Below are 17963 nucleotides of genomic sequence, written 5' to 3' on the forward strand. Positions count from 1 at the left end.
AACCCCATCCGCGAATGAAGCGGTATAGCGGCGAACCCAAGGAGAAGCCCATGAAGCGCGTAGTTGCCCTGATGCTGTTGTCGATGTTCTCGGTGGCCCTGCTGGCCGGTTGCAACACCGTTGCCGGTGCCGGCAAGGACGTGCAGAAGGCTGGCGAAAAGGTTGAGGATGCCGCCAAGGGCCGTTGAGCCTGAAGTGGACGGAAAGCAAAAAGGCCGGGGGGACCTCCCCGGCCTTTTTTCTTGCGCGTTTTTCTGCAGCGTACGTGTCGAAGCGTAGTGAACCATTCAAGCAGGTGAGCAGTGCTTTCATGGTCGGTTGACCGGCGCTCAACAGCCGCTGCGCGAAGCTGTAGCCACGGTAAGAACGCCGTTGCAACCAAGGACTCCCAGCAATGAACAAAGACATCATTTCCGGCAAGTGGTCGCAGCTGAAGGGCAAGGCCCAGGCCAAGTGGGGCGATCTGACCAACGACGACTTCGATGTGGCTGAAGGCAATGCCGAGTATCTGGCCGGCCGCCTGCAGGAACGTTATGGCTGGGCCAAGGACCGCGCTGAGAAGGAAGTCCGTGAGTTCCAGGATGCCGTGAGCAAGGACTACCCGGACTACAAGTAAGCGCTACGGTTTTCCCCCCACGGCACAACGCCCGCACCGAGAGGTTGCGGGCGTTGTGCCGTCCGGGCGGCCGATCAACGCGCCGGCGGGTCCGGCACATAGCGGTTGGGGAACGCCTGCGGTTCGCGCGGCAGGCGCGACGGCGGCGTATCGACCAGGATGCCGCGCGCGCGCAGATTGCGGGCGCTGTCGTAGCGCAGCTGCAGAACCTGCGCCGGGCTGCGGCTGGCGCGTTCGAAGTCGGTATCGCGTACCGACGACTGCTCGCGTGCGCCGTGGCCGGTGCCCAGCGCAGGGGCCTGTGACTTGCTGGCATAGCCCTCGATGCGGCTGTTGCTGGCGCTGGCATCGGCCGCCGCTTCGGCCGTCGGGGCCGGTGCCGGCAGCGGCAGGCTGCGGCGCAGGATCGGATCCGGACGCCAGCGGCGCGCTTCCTCGAACACCGCCACGCCGACCACGCCGATGTTGTCCGGGCGACCGGTGCGGCTGGCATAGCTGCCGCTGGGGCTGCTGAACACGAACTGCGCCACTTCATCCTGGCTCTTGCGCCAGCCGGTGATGTCGGCGCGCTGGCCGGGGTTGAGCACGTAGCCGGTCTGCGACGGATCGGCATCCTCGCCGGAGATGGCGTTGACGCCGTCCACCGACAGCACCACCAGCACCCGGCGCGGGCTGTCGTTGTACAGGCGCACGGCGTAGCGGTGGCCGCGCTCGCCGGCCACCCAGCGCTGGCCCTCGGCAGGGTAGCTGCGCAGTTCGGTGCCGCGGTCGCGGTCGACCAGAGACATGCGCACGGGGCCGCCCTCGTAGGCCGGCGGCGGCATCGGGGCGGGGCGGAAGCCGGCCAGGGGCAGGATCAACAGCAGGGGCAGCAGGCGTTTCATCGGGCGTCTCCAGCGGGGTTGCGTGAATGAACGCGCCGCAGGCCCTGACGGGGTTGGTGGCGTGCAAGGTAAACTGGCCCCGTTCATCGAAGGTTACCCCACGCAGTCATGACCACCCGAGTCCTTACCGGCATCACCCCCTCCGGCACGCCCCACCTGGGCAACTACGTTGGCGCCATCCGTCCGGCCATCGCGGCCAGCCGCGCGCCGGGGATCGAGAGCTTCTTCTTCCTGGCCGACCTGCACAGCCTGATCAAGTCCCAGGACCCGCAGCGCACCCAGCGCGCGACCCTGGAGATCGCGGCCAGCTGGCTGGCCTGTGGCCTGGACCCGGAACACGTGTGGTTCTACCGCCAGAGCGACATCCGCGAGACCACCGAGCTGATGTGGTTCCTGACCGCCATCGCCAGCAAGGGCATCCTCAACCGCGCGCACGCCTACAAGGCGGCGGTGGACAAGAACCGTGAGGAAGGCGTGGACGAGGACGCAGGCGTCAGCGCCGGCCTGTTCATGTATCCGGTGCTGATGGCCGCCGACATCCTGATCTTCAAGGCCAACCAGGTACCGGTGGGCCGTGACCAGATCCAGCACATCGAGATGGCGCGCGACTTCGCCCAGCGCTTCAACCACGTGTATGGCAAGGAGTACTTCCCGCTGCCGGACGTGGTGATCGACGAGCAGGTGGCGACGCTGGCGGGCCTGGATGGCCGCAAGATGAGCAAGAGCTACCACAACACCATTCCGCTGTTCGTGCCGCGCGAGGAGCTGAAGAAGCTGGTGTTCTCGATCCTGACCGACTCGCGCGCACCTGGCGAGCCGAAGGACACCGAGGGCTCTGCGCTGTTCCAGATGTACCAGGCCTTCGCCACCCCGGAACAGACCGCCGAATTCGCCAGGGCGTTCGCCGCCGGCATCAGCTGGGGTGACGCCAAGCAGCAGCTGTTCGAGCGCATCGACAGCGAGCTGTCGCCGTTGCGCGAACGCTACAACGCGCTGATGGCCGAGCCGGAGAAGATCGAGGCGCTGCTCAAGCGCCGTGGCCAGCAGCTGCGCGAGCAGCTGGCGGCACCGCTGCTGGACGAGCTGCGCCACGCCGTGGGCCTGCGTGACCTGTCCACCGCAGGCGATATCGCCAGCGAGGACGCCGGCGTGGCCCGCGTGGCACCGCCGCAGTTCAAGCAGTACCGCGAGAAGGACGGCCGTTTCTACTTCAAGCTGACCGCCGGTGACGGCACGCTGCTGATCCAGAGCGAGGGCTTCGATTCGCCGCGCGATGCGGGGCAGCTGATCGCCGTGATCAAGCAGGCGGAGCAGGGTGACCAGCTGCAGAGCGAACTGTTCAAGCTGGACGCCGAAGTGGACGCCGTGCTGGCGGCCCTGGCCATGCTGCGCGAAGCGTAAGGGTAGTGCCGGCCGCTGGCCGGCAACTGCATAGGAAACGCCGGCCAGCGGCCGGCCCTACCACGGCAACTGCATAGGAAAACGCCGGCCAGCGGCCGGCACTACCACGGCACTGCATAGGAAATGCCGGCCAGCGGCCGGCCCTACCCGCGAACGAAGGTCATGGCATGATGTCCGCGCGCCTCCGGCGCGATGACGTGGAGTCTGCGATGGCCTGGTTGTCGCTGCTGCTGTTCCTGCCCTGGTTCCTGCTGCTGGGCAGCCTGTACTGGCTGTTCCCGCGCCAGCCGCGCACCCCGCGGCGGCGCCTGTTCGATGGCTCCACCCTGCTGCTGGCCTTCGCCCTGAGCATCGCCTCGATGCTGTGGGGGTATCGACTTGGCATGGCACAGCCCGGCGCCGGCCCGATCTGGCCGCAGGTACTGGCGGTGCTGTACGCCTACGGCGCATTCCTGGCGGTGCTGGTGCTGGCCCTGCTGCTGCGGCCGCGGTTCGCATTGCGCTGAACCTGGCCCTTGCGCACCCGCTGGACCTGCGGTTGGTTGGCCTGCGCTTGCCTGCGCTTGCCTGCGCTTGCCCTTGGTAGAGTCGACTGTGAGTCGACTGCTCTTCTGGAAGCCCGCGCTGCGCGCGACAGTCGACTGACAGTCGACTCTACCCGGCCACAACCCGGCACCACCCGACCAAAGCCGCATCGAACCCGGACCGCCCGCGCGCCTACCATGGGCGTCTGTTCCCGATCCTGCCAGGTGCGTGCCGATGATCGCCGACCCCAGCATCCACACCATCGATACCGGCTTCCAGCGTCCCGACTTCGACGCGGCCTATCTGATCGTTGAAAACGACCGCGCCGCGTTCGTCGACTGTGGCACCGGCCTGTCGGTGCCGGCGATGCTGCAGGCGCTGGCCAACGCGGGTCTGGCCGTTGACGCGGTGGACTGGCTGCTGCTCACGCACGTGCACCTGGACCACGCCGGCGGCGCCGGCCTGCTGATGCAGCAGCTGCCCAACGCAAAGGCAGTGCTGCACCCGCGCGGTGCGCCGCACATGATCGACCCGACCCGGCTGATTGCCGGTGCCACGGCGGTGTACGGTGCCGAGGAAATCGCGCGCAGCTATGGTCGTATCGAGGCCATTCCCGAACATCGTGTGGTGGTGGCCGAGGACGGCCACCGTATCGACCTGGCCGGCCGCGAGCTGGTGCTGCTGCACACCCCGGGCCACGCACTGCACCATTACTGCGTGTGGGATGCACGCAGCCGCAGCTGGTTCACCGGCGATACCTTCGGCATTTCCTACCGCGAGCTGGACAGCACGCAGGGGGCCTTCATCTTCCCGACCTCGTCGCCGGTGCAGTTCGATCCGGAGGCGATGAAGGCCTCGATCCAGCACATGCTGGGCTATGGCCCGCAGGCGATGTACCTGACCCACTACGGACGTGTGGAACAGGTGCAGAAACTGGCCAACGACCTGTTCGAACAGATCGATGCGATGGCCACCATCGGCCGCCAGTGCGATGGCCGGCCGGACCGCCACCGCTGCCTGCTGGCCGCGCTGCAGGCGCTGTACCTGGAACGTGCACAGCTGCATGGCTGTGCGCTGGACGATGCGGCGGTGATCGCTGTTCTGGCGATGGACATCGAACTCAACGCGCAGGGCCTGGCCTGCTGGCTGGACCGCATCAGCAGGTAGACCCACGCCATGCGTGGATGACGTGGGCCCAGGCTGCGCCGTGATGTCACGACCACGTTACACTCTGGTGACTTCCAAGCTAGCCGTGGTACTGCCGTGAATCCGATGCGCGTGTTGCTGCTGTCGTCCTGCCTGTTCGTCGGTGGCCTGGCCCATGCGGCCAACGACCTCCCGGGTGGCGGCATCGATCCGCAGGCTCTGTCGCGCCACGTGCGTGTGCTGGCGTCGGATGAATTCGAGGGTCGCGCGCCGGCCACCGAGGGCGAAGAGCGCACGGTGCAGTACCTGATCGAGCAGTTCCGCAGCTACGGCCTGCAGCCGGGTGGCGTGGATGGCAGCTGGGTGCAGCCGGTGCCGCTGGTGCGCGCGCAGCTGGACGGGCCGGCCAAGGCCAGCCTGTCGCTGAAGCAGGGCAAGCGCGCGCTGGCCAACGGCGTGGACGTGACCCTGCAGAGCCTGCAGCCGCGCAAGCGCGTGCAGATCAAGGACGCGCCACTGGTGTTCGTCGGCTATGGCATCGACGCACCGGAACGCCACTGGAACGACTACAAGGACGTGGACCTGCACGGCAAGATCGCTGTGGTGCTGATCAACGACGCCGATTTCGAGGCCGATGCACCGGGCGCGTTCGATGGCAAGGCGGTGACCTATTACGGACGCTGGACCTACAAGTTCGAGGAAGCCGCGCGCCGTGGTGCCGAAGGCGTGCTGATCGTGCACGAAACCGCGCCGGCCGCCTATGGCTGGGCCACGGTGAAGAGCTCGGGCACCTCGCCGCTGTTCGACATCGAACGCGGCCAGGCCGAGGCGATGGCGCAGCACACGCCGCTGCGTGGCTGGATGCAGCGCGAACTTGCCGAGGCGATCTTCGCCGACGCCGGCCTCGACTTCGATGCCGAGAAGCGCAAGGCGATGCGTGCCGACTTCCGCCCGGTGGCACTGGACAACGCGAAGCTGAGCGTGGATTTCGCGCTCAAGCGCGAGCAGGTGGTGACCCGCAACGTGGTGGCCAAGCTGCCCGGTGGTGAACACGCCGACGAGGCCGTGATCTTCTCCGCGCACTGGGATGCGTTCGGTATCGGCCAAGCCGACGCCAAGGGCGACCGCATCCGCCGTGGTGCGATCGACAACGCCACCGGCGTGGCCACGGTGTTGGAACTGGGCCGCGTGTTCGCCGCCGGCCCGCAGCCGCAGCGCACGCTGTACTTCGTCGCCCTCACCGCCGAAGAGAAGGGCCTGCTGGGCGCCAGCTACTACGCCGCGCATCCGCTGGCGCCGCTGGACAAGACCGCTGCAGTGCTGAACATCGAGATGTTCAGCCCGGATGGCGCGACCCGCGACATCGCTTCGTGGGGCAAGGGCCGGGTGTCGCTGGAAGGCGACCTGGAACGCGTGGCCAAGGCCCGCGGTCGCAGCTACAGCCCGGACCCGAACCTGGAGGCCGGCTTCTTCTACCGCGCCGACCACTTCGCCTTTGCCCGCCTGGGCGTGCCGGCGATCACCATCGGCCCGGGCCTGGACAAGCTGGACGGCGGCGTTGAAGCCGGCCGCGCGCTGCGCGAGAAGTATTTCGCCGACTGCTACCACCAGGCCTGCGATGCCTGGACCCCGAGCTGGGATCCGAGCGGCCACGCGGCTGACACTCTGCTGGTCTACGACCTGGGTGCCGAGCTGGCCAACAGCCGCCGCTGGCCGACGTGGGAGAAGGAATCGGAGTTCCGCGGCGCGCGCGACAAGAGCGAAGCGGCCCGCCGCTGAGGCTCGGGACCGGCGGGGTGTCATGTCATTTCGCCGGGGGTAGAGTCGACTGCCAGTCGACTATCGCGCGCAGCTCGGGTTTTTCGGTGCCGACAGAGAGAGCAGTCGACTAACAGTCGACTCTACCGATTGCTGATTGCTGATTGCCGTCCAGCGGCCGGCACTACCTGCGCCGGCGCAGCAGCCTCCACGCGCCCCAGCCGGCGGCAGCGAGCGCTGCCAGATAGCACGCCACCATCGTGCGCAGGCCAACCGGCGACCCTGCATTGATGCCGCGATGCAGGCGCAGTTGCAGCGAGCTGTGGCCGCTGCCCAGGTCCACCGCCAGCTGCAGCGCCAGCGCGGCGCAGAACACCAGAAGGGCGACCCCGAACCCGGTGCGTGGCCACGCGACCTGTGCGCTGGGGCGGCGCAGCAGCCAGGCCAGTGCCGTGGCTGCGGCCAGCGTCGCCGCGATCCACATCAGTGACGTGGCGGGAGACGCAGCGGCCACCGGCAGTGCACCGGTGGCCGCGACCAGGGCAACGCGCTTACTTGCGGGTGCCGTCGAGCCAGTTGGGGCCCTTGTTGGTGAGGAAGAACACATAGACCAACAACGATACCGCGATCGTTGCGGTCACGTAGATGGCGAACCAGTCGACGTGGCCTGTCTTTAGCGCGCCCTGGTACAGCAGCGGGGCGGTGCCGCCGAACAGCGAGTTGGCCAGCGCGTAACCCAGGCCTACGCCCAGCGCACGCACGTGGGTGGGGAACAGCTCGGCCTTCACCACGGCATTGATCGAGGTGTAGCCGGTGAGGATGACGAAGGCCAGTGCCAGGGTCAGGAACGCCAGCGTGGCGTCGTGCTGGTGCGGCAGCTGGGTGATCAGGTACCAGCTGTACAGCACGCCGCCCACACCGAAGAACACCAGCAGGGTCTTGCGGCCGATGATGTCCGACAGCCAGCCGCCGACCGGCTGCAGCACCATCAGGAACGCCAGCACGCCCAGGTTGATCAGGGTGCCGGTCATCGGGTCGTTGCCCGCGAATGCGCTCTGGATCATTTTCGGGCCGTTCACCGAGTAGGTGTAGAAGGCCACGGTGCCACCGGCGGTGATCAGGAAGCACAGCAGCAGCGGCCGCCACTGGTGCACGAACAGCTCGTACATCGAGCCGGATTTCTGCGCCTTGCCCTCGCGCGCAGCTTCGATCGACGACTCCGACAGCGATTCGTCCATGCCGCGGCGCAGCCAGAACACCACCACCGCGGCGATGCCACCGATGCCGAAGGCGATGCGCCAGCCCCACTCGGAGATCTCCGGCTTGCCCCAGAAGGTCAGCATCAGCAGCAGGGTCAGCTGGGCCAGCACATGGCCGCCGACCAGGGTGACGTAGTGGAAGGAGGACAGGAAGCCGCGACGGCCGGGAATGGCGGCCTCTGACATGTAGGTGGCGCTGGCGCCGTACTCGCCGCCGGTGGCGAAGCCCTGCAGCAGGCGCGCGAACAACAGGATGACTGCGGCCCAGATGCCGATGCTGGCGGCGGTGGGGGTGATGGCGATCAGGAACGAGCACAGCGCCATCAGCGTGACCGAGACAGTCAGCGCCAACCGACGGCCGTGGCGGTCGGCGAAGCGGCCGAAGAACCAGGCACCGATCGGGCGCATCAGGAACGTGGCGGCGAAGATCGCCCACACGTACATCGTGGAGTTCTTGTCGTCCGGCGAGAAGAACTGCGATTCGAAGTACACGGCGAACACCGAGTACACGTAGACGTCATACCACTCCACCAGGTTGCCGGCGGAGCCTTTGAGGGTATTGGAGATCGACCGGCGCAGCGCGGCGCCGTCGGTGCGGGTGACAGCGGATTGGGACGTGGTGCTCATCCGGGTGGGAATCCTCGATGCGGCGCTTCCGTGCGGGAAAGATCGGTGCCAGCCGCGCGCGGGGCGCTGACGGCCAGCCTCCTAGGTACTGCATCCCACGTCAACGCCGGGTGCCGGAGGGGCGGGGCAGGGCATGGGACCGCACAGGGTGACAGCGCAGGGGGGCAGGGACCATAGCTAATACGTCGTAAGGAGAGCCGTTGCAGCCCTTCTCGGCAGCCTCAATCAGACGATGTATGCGTTGGTTCAACCGGGGAAACGATGGCAGTCCTGAAGTTGCTGCGGGCCCACTTCCGCAAAAGTGCTGCCGTGAAGGCCAGAAGCGACAGGGACAGCGCGATCTCCCAGATCGGCACATTCACGTACAGAAGCCGAACCGGCATTGCAGCCATTGACGTGAAAGGAAAAAGGGACATTACGTGCATGAATGCACCGTCGGGCGTCCGCAGGCCAGCAAATCCAATCATGATCATCGTCAGTGGGAAAGCCGGGAGCGTGTTGCGGAAAGCTGAATGCGGTGATCGAATCGCGGTAGCGCACGCGGCGAAAAACCAGTTCCACAGCATGAGCCCCAGAAGGCAGAACACGAGCAGGCCGAGCATCACCTTCCAACTGCCTTCGGCAAAGGTTGCATCCCCACTCGCCGAACCGGACATCAGCGTCCAACCGATTGCACCGTAGACCCCATACACTGCCACCGTCTTCAATCCATGAAGGATGGACGCGGCAACTTTGCAGTCGAGCCAGAGCCCAGGTGGCGCTGCACTCAGGATCATTTCTGTAGCATGACCAAAGCGCTCTCCCAGCAGGCCCTGAAAAATCATGCCAAGGCAGCCAAGTATGGCGAGTGTCGTCAGTACCACCATTGCGATTGAAACAGCGGTCAAGGATGTGTCCGCGAAGACCGCGGTGCCCTGAGAGTCAATGACGCGTAGCGAGACAGGTGAGTCCACCTTCCGAAGCTGGTCACGGGTTACACCGAGCAGTGATAGAGAATGTTGACGGTGGAGCGTGTCCAGGCTGCGTTGCAGTTCCCCAAGCCAGCCCGGCGGCTGCTCGGTGTGGAGAATATAGTCTCCGGCCACCGAGGACAGAATTGGTGGATCGCCTGAGACCCCATCTCCCAGCGCGTCACTGAAGTGGAAGCGCCCCTCGCTCAGGCCCGCTACTGGAGTGCCTCGCGCATCCAAGTGGACGACGGCTGCAGATTCCCGAGCAAGAATGGCGTCTCCACCCAACTTCACCAATGCGATCACTGCGAGCAATAGAAGACCTGCGACTTCGCCACGAATGTCCAGGTGCCTTCTGAATTCGAACAGGCTGATCATGAAGAACGGGCTCACTCGCATAAGCTTTTCTCCGGTCGAAGGTCATGCGGGGAGGACTCGCAATGCAGAGGATGAGAGAGCGCCACGATGCGGGTAGGGTGAAGGTCCTGCGACGTGGCGGGATGAAGCTGTCCATCCCTCAGCATGAGAATCCTTCTGGCGAGGCGCTGAAGCAACTCAATGTGGTGGGCGGAAAGCACAACGGCTGTGCCTTGGCGTGCTGCACGATTGATGAGGTCGGCAACGGCAATCTGGTTTACAGGGTCCAGTCCCGAGAACGGCTCATCAAGGATCAGGACGCCCGGGTCGTGAAGCATGCAGGCGGCGAGCTGCAGCTTCTGCAGGTTGCCCTTGGAGAGGCTGGATACTCGATTTGAGGCGCGCGCCAGCAGCCCTATTTCTTCAAGCCATACATCGCGTGCCTTCACCGCCTGCTTTCCTGACATCCCTCTCAGTCGCGCCCAGAACTCCAGTGTCCTTCCAACGGTGACTTCGGAGAAGAGACTGCGCGATTCGGGCAGATAGCCAATATCCACGTACGGTACGCTGGCGGTGTCGGCTTCGGTTCCAAAAGCTACGGTTCCGGAATCGGCAGGAATGAGATGGCAGAGGATACGGAAGAGCGTCGTCTTGCCAACGCCATTGGCACCGATGATGCCAACGATCTCCCCTGGAGGTACGCAAAGATCGAGGTCCCGCAGCACGACCCTCTCGCCAAACCGCTTGCAGACCTGCTCAGCGAGAAGCATGGCGGGACCTCTCTTCAAAACCGTCAGCCAATTGGCGGGCTCTGGATCGCATGAACAGGCTGTGCCTGGACTGGACCATGGTGGTCAACTGAAGGGCGGCTTCGGGGGTTGGCGAGTTCGCAATCAGGGCTTCCAGTGCAGCCATGCGCACTCGGTCCATCGGGTGGCTCCTGAAAATATCGCGAAGCAGTTGCTGCGAATCCCCATCTTCCGTCGCAGCCGCGATCATGAAAATGGCCGCAGCGCTGGAGCGGTTGATGATCTGCGAAATCGTGCCGGTTCCAGGTTCGAACTCGTACTGGTCCATGGTTACACTTCTCAGTGAGTGCTCCATGATGTTGATGCTTACCGAGAAGCTTTCTGGTGCCATTTGTTGGTGGACATCCTGGAATGCCCTGTACAGCAGCATGCTTCCCTTGTTGAGCTGGGATCGTTCCATGAACCTGAGATCGACACTTTCTCCGGGAATTCCGCAAACAGACGCGTAGTCGTACTCGAAGTAGTCACTTATGTACCCCGGTCCCTGATATCCGATGGTCAGGAAATTGAAGTTGTGGTCGTGCGGAATGCCATAGAAAAACGTGCTGTGCCCGCTTGCAGCAAGGATCTCGTCCTCATGGCCAGGCCAGAAGCATGCGCGGATGAAGTAGCTCTGGCCCGAGACCTGTGGGGCATGGAGCATCAGGACCTGGGGTGTGTAGTCGTTATCGACCTGAATGCTCTTCGAATCCTTGAGTTCCTTGCAGATGATCTCGCTCAGGAATGTCTGGTTGTTGCCCAGCTTCCTCAGCACGGGGGCCACTGAGATCATCGACTCCTGGTCGCGGGGATCGAACGCCGAATCGTGTAGGTAGTCCACGAGTTCCATCAGGCCGATCGAATCCTGGGACGTGTCTTCAATGCGGATTGGCATGGTTGCTCATCCTTGTTCCAGTGAGCGGGTCGCAAGCTTCCTGATCTCTTCGTTCACATCGTTCTCCCTCATTTCCTTCAGTCGCTCGGATGCCGCTGCCGGGTCAACGCGGTAGAGCGATCTCAGCGCGTTCCAGCGAACGAATGTCGTCGGATGGCGCGACATGTCCAGCAAGGCTCCGGTGTTGTCGCTCCCCCGCAGGTAGGACAATGCTGTCGCGATGATCTGGAGCCGGGAGTCGGTTACGCTTGTCGCCGTGCAGCCGACGAGCTTTCCGGACTGCAGGGAGAAGTGCTGAGTGACCTCGGACCTCGATCTGGACGAGAGGCAGACAATCATCGACGTCGGACTGGAGCCATGTAGAAGGTGCATTCCCTGCCTGCCGCCCTCAAGGAACAGATGGTCACCAGAAGCCGACTGCCCTCGACTAGGCGGGCCCAGCCGCGGGTCGGATTCGTCACCGGTGTGGACCGGGTATACCTGATACTCGACGCCGGGCGTATCCGTGAAGAACACCAGTGAGTCCGTGCCGTTGATGGTGATTCCGGTTTCGACACCGGCCTGGAATGCTGCAGCTGCCTGAAGTGGCGAGCTCTGCATGTAGTGCACGTCCACGAACTCGTCCTTGTATATGACCATTCCCGCCAGTGGCGGCTTGACGAAGAATTTCCCCGGCGTCGCATACAGTGGACTGCCCATGTGGCTCCGGCACTCATCGTGGAAGAAGTCGCGCAGGATTACCTGATCGAACTCACGGCATATCGAAAGCATGGATTGACGGTTTGTCGAGGTGTCCCCACTTCCATTGATCTGCGATCCCCATTGGCGAATACGTGCCGCACGTCCAGTGGCCTCAAGCACGCCCAAGAGCGACGATCTCCTTCCGAATATCTCCGTCAGTGCAGACAGTTCTGCAGGGTCATCCGCGAGTTCCAACATTCGAGCTGGATCTTTCATATTGTCTCCGGAGGGTGGGTCGGATGATCCGACCCACCCGAGTGGGATATCACTTCGGATGGATGCCCCGGTTGATGAGAATGCCGACAACGATGCCGACAGCTGCGCAGCCTGCTCCGGTTGTCTCAATCAAGATGCACGAACCGTGCATCCCTACCGATCTGGCCTGCTTGGGTAGTGCTTTCGGTTCCACGGGATGCTCCTCAGATGGGCAGGACGGCAATGACGATTGCAACGGCAATCAGGACCGGTTCAATGGGTGAGCACAGCAATGAAGCACCAGCAACTCCCACCGGCATTGCGAGTGGAGGCGGTATGCAGGTCATGGTGGTTCTCCTGTTCAGGTCATTGGCCCAACACCTGCTGGGCAAGTCCGTTCTCAGTGATCGGAGCAATCCTTTCCTTGATCGGCATCTCACTTGTGTTCGGCGGGGTGCGATACGTCAGCTTGGATGACACTGCCACCCGCCTGGCGGCGCAACAGACGTCGGGGTTTGTCTCAACCCTGTCGAGGGAAAACCCGGCGCCTTTGTAGGTGCAAATCAGCGTGCCCGGAACCGGGGTTATTTCCGTCAGCCGAACGCTCTAGAATCCGTTTTCCCCCGCCCGCTGGTGCGTCATGTCGGCTTCCCCTGTTCCCTTTGCGGCTGCCCCCCGGGGTGGCCTTGTCGCGCTGGCATTGCTGCTGGTCTACGTGGTCTGGGGCTCGACCTACCTGGGCATCGCCAAGGCCCTGCACGGCGGCGCGCTGCCGCTGACGATGGTTTCCGGCAGCCGGTTCATCATTGCCGGTGGCCTGATGTTCCTGGCCTTGCGCCTGTTCTGGAAGATGCCGAACCCGACCCTGCGGCAGTGGCGCAACCTGGTGGTGATGGGCGTGACCATGCTGGTGCTGGGCAACGGCATGGTGGTGCTGGCCGAGCGTGAGGTGTCCTCGGGCCTGGCCGCGACAGCGGTGGCCTCGGTGCCGCTGTGGATGGCGCTGTTCTCGGCGCTGCGCGGGCAGCATGCCAGCCGCGGTGAGTGGCTGGGCATCGCCATCGGCTTCCTCGGCGTAGTCTGGCTCAACGCCGGCAGCAGCCTGACGGCCTCGCCGACCGGGCTGGTGCTGCTGCTGATCGCGCCGATCGGCTGGGCCTTCGGTTCGGTGTGGGCGCGCGGCCTGGACCTGCCGGGCCCGTTCATGACCGCCGCCGGGCAGATGATCTGCGGTGGCGTGCTGCTGGTGCTGATCGGCCTGGCGGTCGGCGAGCGCCCGACCACGCTGCCCGATACCGGTGGCCTGCTGGCGATGGCCTACCTGTGCGTGTTCGGTTCCATCGTTGCGTTCACCGCCTACGTCTGGCTGCTGCAGAACGTGCGGCCGGCGCTGGCCGGCAGCTATGCGTACGTCAATCCGGTGATCGCGGTGCTGCTGGGCGCGCTGCTCAACGGCGAGCGCTTCGGCTGGCGCGACCTGCTGGCGATGGCGGTGATTCTCCTGGGTGTGGTGGTGCTGACAATGGCAAGGACGAGAAAGAAGTGAGCATGGACGAGAGAGAACAACGCCGGGGCCTGCTGGTCACCGCATCCACCTTCGTGATCTGGGGCCTGGTGCCGGTCTATTGGCACCTGCTCAACGAGGTACCCTCGTTCCAGATCATCGCCCACCGCATCATCTGGAGCACCGTGATGGTGCTGGGCTGGCTCTTGATCAGCTCGCGCCTGGGCTGGTGGCAGAAGATCGCCGCGCAGCCGCGCGCGCTGCCGATCCTGCTGGTGTCGAGCCTGACCATCGCCTTCAACTGGGGCCTGTACATCTGGGCGGTCAACGCCGGCCATGTGATCGAGACCAGCCTGGGCTACTTCATCAACCCGCTGGTGAACGTGCTGCTGGGCGTGCTGGTGCTGAAGGAGCGGCTGCGGCGCCTGCAGTGGGTGGCGGTGGCGATGGCGGCGGTGGGCGTGGCCTGGCTGACCATCGACGCGGGTACGCCGCCGTGGATCGCGCTGGGCCTGGCCTGTTCGTTCGGCCTGTATGGCCTGCTGCGCAAGCTGGTCTCGGTCGATCCGGTGGCCGGCCTGGGCGTGGAGAGCATGTACCTGTTCCTGCCGGCGCTGGCCTTCGCGATCTGGGCGGAAAACGGCCATGGCGGCGCGTTCTTCCACGGCTGGGGCTGGCGCAATGACCTGCTGCTGGTCTTCGGTGGCGCAGTGACCGCAGTGCCGCTGATCGGTTTCGCCTACGGCGTGAAGCGCATCCCGCTGTCGCTGGTCGGCATCCTGCAGTACATCGCGCCTAGCCTGCAGCTGCTGCTGGGCGTGTTCTTCTTCCACGAAGCGTTCGATACTGCCAAGGCGATCGGCTTCGCCGCGATCTGGGCCGGCCTGATCCTGTTCGTCGGTGACAACATCCGCACGATGCGCGCCAAGCGCTAGCGCCGGCGGGGCTGCGGGGTCGGATCCCTCCGCAACGCGGAGGGCTCTGACCCTGTTCTATCCGTCGCGTGGGGTCAGAGCCCTTCGCAGGGCGAAGGGATCCGACCCGCTTCCACCCAAAAAAGAACGGCGCCCCGAAGGGCGCCGTTCTGCTTCCATCCACCGCCAGGAGAGAGAGATGGCGGTGGCGGGAACGCGGTTGCAGGCTTAGAAGCGCTGCTGGTACTTCATGTACATGAAACGACCGATGTCGAAGCCACCGTAGTAGGTGAAGCTGCTGTTCGGCTGGCTGTACATGATCGGACCCTGGTGGTCGAAGACGTTGTTCACGCCCAGCGACACGGTGCCGTCCCACGGCAGGCTGTAACGCACCTGCAGGTCGTGGAAGGTGTTGGAGCCCACCTTGCGGCTCGGCTGCGCATCGGTGTACGGCGAGACGAAGCCGGCCATGTTGCAGTCCGGGCCACCGGCCAGGTCATACGAGCAGGCTTCCTTCATGCCCGAGTAGTAGCGGGCGGTCCAGCCGATGCCCAGGTCGCCGTACTGCCAATCCAGGTTGAAGGTCGAACGCACGCGGAAGTTGCCCTGCCAGCCGGTCTTCTGCTCCACCGGCGTGGTGGCGGCGCTGTCGTTGCGCTGCTCCAGGTAGTCGGTGTAGGTGGTGTTCCAGGTGGCGGCAAAGCGGCCGAACGCGGTTTCCGGCAGGCGGTAACGCAGGCTGAAGTCGTAGCCGGCGGTTTCGCGGTAGCCCGCATTGACCAGCGAGCGGTCCAGCGACGTCACCTGACCCAGCGTCTTGGCGCTGGTGGAACGGGTGAAGCGGCCGCACGCCGAATCCACGCCCTGCACGTAGCACTGGTTGAGGATGTCGGTGGCCGACTCACCCACGATCGCGTTGTCGATGCGGATCTTCCACCAGTCCAGGCTGACGTCCAGGCCCGGCACGAACTCGGGGCTGTACACCAGGCCCACGGTCCAGGTCTTGGCGGTTTCCGGCTTCAGGTTCGCATTGGAACCGGAGTCGAAATCGGCGATGCCCTGCTGGCCCGGACGGTTGGCGACGTTGCCTTCCGACGCGGTCTGCTGGCGGAAGTCCGCCGGCACCTTCAGCGCCTGGCAGCGTGCGGCCACGGTCGCGCTGCTGGCAGCGATGCCGAACGAGGTATCGCACGGATCGGTGAACGAATCACGGCTCTTCACCGCACCGCCGTACAGGTCGTCAACAGTCGGCGCACGGAAGCCGGTGCCATAGGTCGCGCGTACCAGCAGGCTGTCGATCGGCTTCCACTTCAGGCCGAACTTGCTGTTGGTGGTCGAACCGAAGGTGTTGTAGTCGGTGTAGCGGCCGGCCAGGTCCAGCGACAGTTCACGCGCGAACGGCATGTCGGCCAGCAGCGGTACCTGCAGCTCCAGGTAGACCTCGTTGAGCGAGTAGTCGCCACGGGTCGGCTGGCCGGTGGTGCCGGCAATCTGGCCCTTCTGCACCATCAGGTCCGGGGTGTAGCTGGCTTCTTCGTTGCGGTGCTCGAAGCCCATCGCGGCCATCACGTCGCCGGCCGGCAGGGTGAACACCGAACCGGAGATGTTGGCGCTGGCGACCTTCGTGGTGCTCTTCATATTGTCGACGAAGCGGGTGAACAGGTAGTCCTGCACGTCCTGGTTGCTCAGCGAGCCCGGGCCTGCATAGCCCATCGGCGCGGCCGGGTTCCACGGCACGCAGCCGGCGATCACTGCACCCGGGCTGCCGCAGCGTGCCACGGTGCCATCCATGAAGGATGGGCCGACCGCCAGGTCGACATGCGGCTGGTACATGCTGCCGGTACCGATGCGCTCGCCTTCATTGCGGTTGTACATGTAGCTGACGTTCCAGTCCCAGTAACGCGAACCGGTTTCGAAGCTGCCTTCCAGGCCGATGCTGGCGCGCTTGGTGTCCAGGTTGTTCTCGGTCGCACGCGGCATTTCTTCGGTGCGGTGCGAGAACAGCACGTCCTGGCCCCAGTGGTTGAACGCGCTGTCCTTGGACAGGGCAGCACGGGAACCGTTGCGCGCCTGTGCGGTGGACACCGAGTAGGGGTAGCCGGCCAGGTGCTTGGTCGACTCGCGCTTGCTGTACAGCGCGTCGGCCACGATGCGCAGGTCATCGGTGATCGAGAAGCCACCGTTGGCGAACACCGAAGTGCGCTCCAGGCCGCTCAGCAGGCTCATGTTGGTCTTGGTGTTGGCACCATCGGCCGGATTGGGCGTGTGGAAGTTGCCCTTCTGGCTCGGGTCGCCGCCCGGGCCCACGGTCAGCGACTTGCCGTCGACGGTGACGCTGCCCCACTGCGTGGTCTGGTTCAGTGCCTTGACGTCGTCGGGATGGCGCGGGCCACCAGGGTAACGGCTGAACTCGCGCTCGCTGCCGAGGATCTCGTCTTCCTTGGTGCGCTCGGCCCCAACGCTGAACCAGCCGCGGTCGAAGGTCTTGCCGAAGGTGGCGCTGTAGGAGCGCTTCTGGCCGTCACCTTCACCGTACTGGCCGACGTAGACGCTGGCTTCGCCACCGTCGAAGTTCTTGCGGGTGATGATGTTGACCACACCGGCGATGGCGTCCGAGCCGTACAGCGCGGACGCGCCATCGGTGAGAACTTCCACGCGCTCGACAATCGCCGAGGGAATCGAAGCCAGGTCGGAGTAGCCACCGGCGCTGACGCCCATGCGGCGGCCGTCGATCAGCACCAGGCTGCGCTCCGGGCCGAGGTTGCGCAGGCTGACGTACGTGCCGCCGAAGTCGCGCGAAGAACTCAGCGACGACGAGCGGCTCAGGCTCGGTGCGCCGGCAGCGGTGACGTCCTGCAGGATGTCGGCGACGTTGATGTAACCCTTCTTCTCGATCTCGGCGCGGCTGAGCGCGACGACCGGCTGTGCGGTCTCGACACTGGCCTGGCGGATGCGCGAGCCGGTGATCTCGATGCGATCGAGGTTGGTCGGGGTATCGCCGGCGCTCTGTGCGAAGGCGGGGGTGGTGCAGCTGGCGGCCAGCGCGATGACGATCGCGTTGCGCAGCGGATTGGTTTTCAGGGACATCCGTGAAATCTCGTGTTTCAGGAAAAACAAGCGCCCGTTCTATGGACGCGTGGGGTGCTGCAAACCAACGTGGGGGGGCGATTCTAGAATGTTTCCATTCGTAACTGTTTGCCTCTGCGCCGCGGATGTGCGCGAAAATGAATCGCAACCAACAATCCACAGATGGGATGTGCGCAACGTCACGCGCGTTGCGCTTTCGATGGGCAGAGGCATCGATAGCGGCGTATTTCCCGCAATCTGTAGCCGTGCGCGTGCGCCGGCATCCATCCACGCACGGCGTGGATCTACTGGACGTCCTGGCTCACCACCAAGCGTG

General features: G+C 64.8%; 16 protein-coding genes. 8 read left to right on the top strand and 8 right to left on the bottom strand.

Features of this window, described 5'->3' with window-relative positions:
• Positions 1-50 precede the first annotated feature (50 nt).
• Both AC5P5R_RS12815 and AC5P5R_RS12820 read left to right on the top strand, forming a co-directional pair.
• Positions 51-188 carry an entericidin A/B family lipoprotein gene (locus AC5P5R_RS12815; protein WP_005407710.1) on the top strand — a complete coding sequence of 46 codons (138 nt, stop codon included), beginning with the start codon at positions 51-53 and terminating at the stop codon, positions 186-188.
• A gap of 206 nt (positions 189-394) precedes the next feature.
• On the top strand, positions 395-616 hold the full coding sequence (locus AC5P5R_RS12820; RefSeq protein ID WP_004153772.1) for a CsbD family protein: 222 nt from the start codon (positions 395-397) through the stop codon (positions 614-616).
• A gap of 74 nt (positions 617-690) precedes the next feature.
• On the opposite strand, the gene AC5P5R_RS12825 is transcribed toward AC5P5R_RS12820, so the two are convergent.
• Positions 691-1500: a hypothetical protein gene (locus AC5P5R_RS12825; RefSeq protein ID WP_012478876.1), complete on the bottom strand. Its 810-nt coding sequence runs from the start codon at positions 1498-1500 to the stop codon at positions 691-693.
• A 108-nt stretch (positions 1501-1608) separates the two neighbouring features.
• On the opposite strand from AC5P5R_RS12825, the gene AC5P5R_RS12830 reads away from it, so the two are divergent.
• From AC5P5R_RS12830 to AC5P5R_RS12845, 4 genes are all read left to right on the top strand, one after another.
• The gene (locus tag AC5P5R_RS12830; protein WP_100438272.1) at positions 1609-2901 is read left to right on the top strand and encodes a tryptophan--tRNA ligase; all 1293 of its coding nucleotides are present in this window, start codon (positions 1609-1611) and stop codon (positions 2899-2901) included.
• A gap of 209 nt (positions 2902-3110) precedes the next feature.
• Positions 3111-3407, top strand: a complete 297-nt coding sequence (locus AC5P5R_RS12835; protein WP_024956159.1) for a hypothetical protein — start codon at positions 3111-3113, stop codon at positions 3405-3407.
• Between the two features lie 253 nt (positions 3408-3660).
• Complete coding sequence (locus AC5P5R_RS12840; RefSeq protein ID WP_100438273.1) at positions 3661-4593, top strand: MBL fold metallo-hydrolase; 933 nt, start codon at positions 3661-3663, stop codon at positions 4591-4593.
• A 105-nt stretch (positions 4594-4698) separates the two neighbouring features.
• Entirely contained in the window at positions 4699-6351 is a 1653-nt protein-coding gene (locus tag AC5P5R_RS12845; protein WP_005407715.1) for a M28 family metallopeptidase, read from the top strand.
• A 163-nt stretch (positions 6352-6514) separates the two neighbouring features.
• Here the strand turns inward: AC5P5R_RS12845 and AC5P5R_RS12850 are convergent, their stop codons facing one another.
• From AC5P5R_RS12850 to AC5P5R_RS12875, 6 genes are all read right to left on the bottom strand, one after another.
• Positions 6515-6814: a hypothetical protein gene (locus tag AC5P5R_RS12850; protein WP_100438274.1), complete on the bottom strand. Its 300-nt coding sequence runs from the start codon at positions 6812-6814 to the stop codon at positions 6515-6517.
• Positions 6815-6881: 67 nt separating this feature from the next.
• A complete protein-coding gene (locus AC5P5R_RS12855) occupies positions 6882-8216 on the bottom strand; it encodes an MFS transporter (RefSeq protein WP_100438275.1) in 1335 nt (444 codons plus the stop codon).
• Positions 8217-8437: 221 nt separating this feature from the next.
• A complete protein-coding gene (locus AC5P5R_RS12860) occupies positions 8438-9544 on the bottom strand; it encodes an ABC transporter permease (RefSeq protein ID WP_224119325.1) in 1107 nt (368 codons plus the stop codon).
• A gap of 11 nt (positions 9545-9555) precedes the next feature.
• Positions 9556-10293, bottom strand: a complete 738-nt coding sequence (locus tag AC5P5R_RS12865; protein ID WP_024956154.1) for an ABC transporter ATP-binding protein — start codon at positions 10291-10293, stop codon at positions 9556-9558.
• Positions 10280-11206 carry a hypothetical protein gene (locus AC5P5R_RS12870; RefSeq protein WP_005407721.1) on the bottom strand — a complete coding sequence of 309 codons (927 nt, stop codon included), beginning with the start codon at positions 11204-11206 and terminating at the stop codon, positions 10280-10282. The genes AC5P5R_RS12865 and AC5P5R_RS12870 overlap by 14 nt, the downstream gene beginning before the upstream one ends.
• Positions 11207-11212: 6 nt before the next feature.
• Positions 11213-12145 carry a HEAT repeat domain-containing protein gene (locus AC5P5R_RS12875; protein WP_224119326.1) on the bottom strand — a complete coding sequence of 311 codons (933 nt, stop codon included), beginning with the start codon at positions 12143-12145 and terminating at the stop codon, positions 11213-11215.
• A 637-nt stretch (positions 12146-12782) separates the two neighbouring features.
• On the opposite strand from AC5P5R_RS12875, the gene yedA reads away from it, so the two are divergent.
• Together yedA and rarD are read left to right on the top strand one after the other, a co-directional pair.
• Complete coding sequence (yedA, locus tag AC5P5R_RS12880) at positions 12783-13688, top strand: drug/metabolite exporter YedA (RefSeq protein ID WP_005407723.1); 906 nt, start codon at positions 12783-12785, stop codon at positions 13686-13688.
• Entirely contained in the window at positions 13685-14581 is an 897-nt protein-coding gene (gene rarD / locus AC5P5R_RS12885; RefSeq protein WP_100438276.1) for an EamA family transporter RarD, read from the top strand. The genes yedA and rarD overlap by 4 nt, the downstream gene beginning before the upstream one ends.
• Before the next feature lie 207 nt (positions 14582-14788).
• Here rarD and AC5P5R_RS12890 read toward each other — a convergent pair whose 3' ends face one another.
• Positions 14789-17647 (bottom strand): TonB-dependent receptor plug domain-containing protein, encoded by a 2859-nt coding sequence (locus AC5P5R_RS12890; RefSeq protein ID WP_100438277.1) that lies wholly within the window; start codon positions 17645-17647, stop codon positions 14789-14791.
• Between the last annotated feature and the right edge of the window lie 316 nt (positions 17648-17963).

It is taken from the genome of Stenotrophomonas sp. YJH_SMC_19 (assembly GCF_059367915.1).

Excerpts from the sequence above, each read along its gene's own strand:
- AC5P5R_RS12840 (WP_100438273.1), top strand. The coding sequence starts at position 3,661 with ATGATCGCCGACCCCAGCATCCACACCATCGATACCGGCTTCCAGCGT.
- AC5P5R_RS12865 (WP_024956154.1), bottom strand. The coding sequence starts at position 10,293 with ATGCTTCTCGCTGAGCAGGTCTGCAAGCGGTTTGGCGAGAGGGTCGTG.
- AC5P5R_RS12860 (WP_224119325.1), bottom strand. The coding sequence starts at position 9,544 with ATGATCAGCCTGTTCGAATTCAGAAGGCACCTGGACATTCGTGGCGAA.
- AC5P5R_RS12855 (WP_100438275.1), bottom strand. The coding sequence starts at position 8,216 with ATGAGCACCACGTCCCAATCCGCTGTCACCCGCACCGACGGCGCCGCG.
- AC5P5R_RS12825 (WP_012478876.1), bottom strand. The coding sequence starts at position 1,500 with ATGAAACGCCTGCTGCCCCTGCTGTTGATCCTGCCCCTGGCCGGCTTC.
- AC5P5R_RS12820 (WP_004153772.1), top strand. The coding sequence starts at position 395 with ATGAACAAAGACATCATTTCCGGCAAGTGGTCGCAGCTGAAGGGCAAG.
- AC5P5R_RS12875 (WP_224119326.1), bottom strand. The coding sequence starts at position 12,145 with ATGTTGGAACTCGCGGATGACCCTGCAGAACTGTCTGCACTGACGGAG.
- AC5P5R_RS12835 (WP_024956159.1), top strand. The coding sequence starts at position 3,111 with ATGGCCTGGTTGTCGCTGCTGCTGTTCCTGCCCTGGTTCCTGCTGCTG.
- AC5P5R_RS12815 (WP_005407710.1), top strand. The coding sequence starts at position 51 with ATGAAGCGCGTAGTTGCCCTGATGCTGTTGTCGATGTTCTCGGTGGCC.
- AC5P5R_RS12850 (WP_100438274.1), bottom strand. The coding sequence starts at position 6,814 with ATGTGGATCGCGGCGACGCTGGCCGCAGCCACGGCACTGGCCTGGCTG.
- AC5P5R_RS12830 (WP_100438272.1), top strand. The coding sequence starts at position 1,609 with ATGACCACCCGAGTCCTTACCGGCATCACCCCCTCCGGCACGCCCCAC.
- AC5P5R_RS12890 (WP_100438277.1), bottom strand. The coding sequence starts at position 17,647 with ATGTCCCTGAAAACCAATCCGCTGCGCAACGCGATCGTCATCGCGCTG.
- AC5P5R_RS12845 (WP_005407715.1), top strand. The coding sequence starts at position 4,699 with ATGCGCGTGTTGCTGCTGTCGTCCTGCCTGTTCGTCGGTGGCCTGGCC.
- AC5P5R_RS12870 (WP_005407721.1), bottom strand. The coding sequence starts at position 11,206 with ATGCCAATCCGCATTGAAGACACGTCCCAGGATTCGATCGGCCTGATG.
- yedA (WP_005407723.1), top strand. The coding sequence starts at position 12,783 with ATGTCGGCTTCCCCTGTTCCCTTTGCGGCTGCCCCCCGGGGTGGCCTT.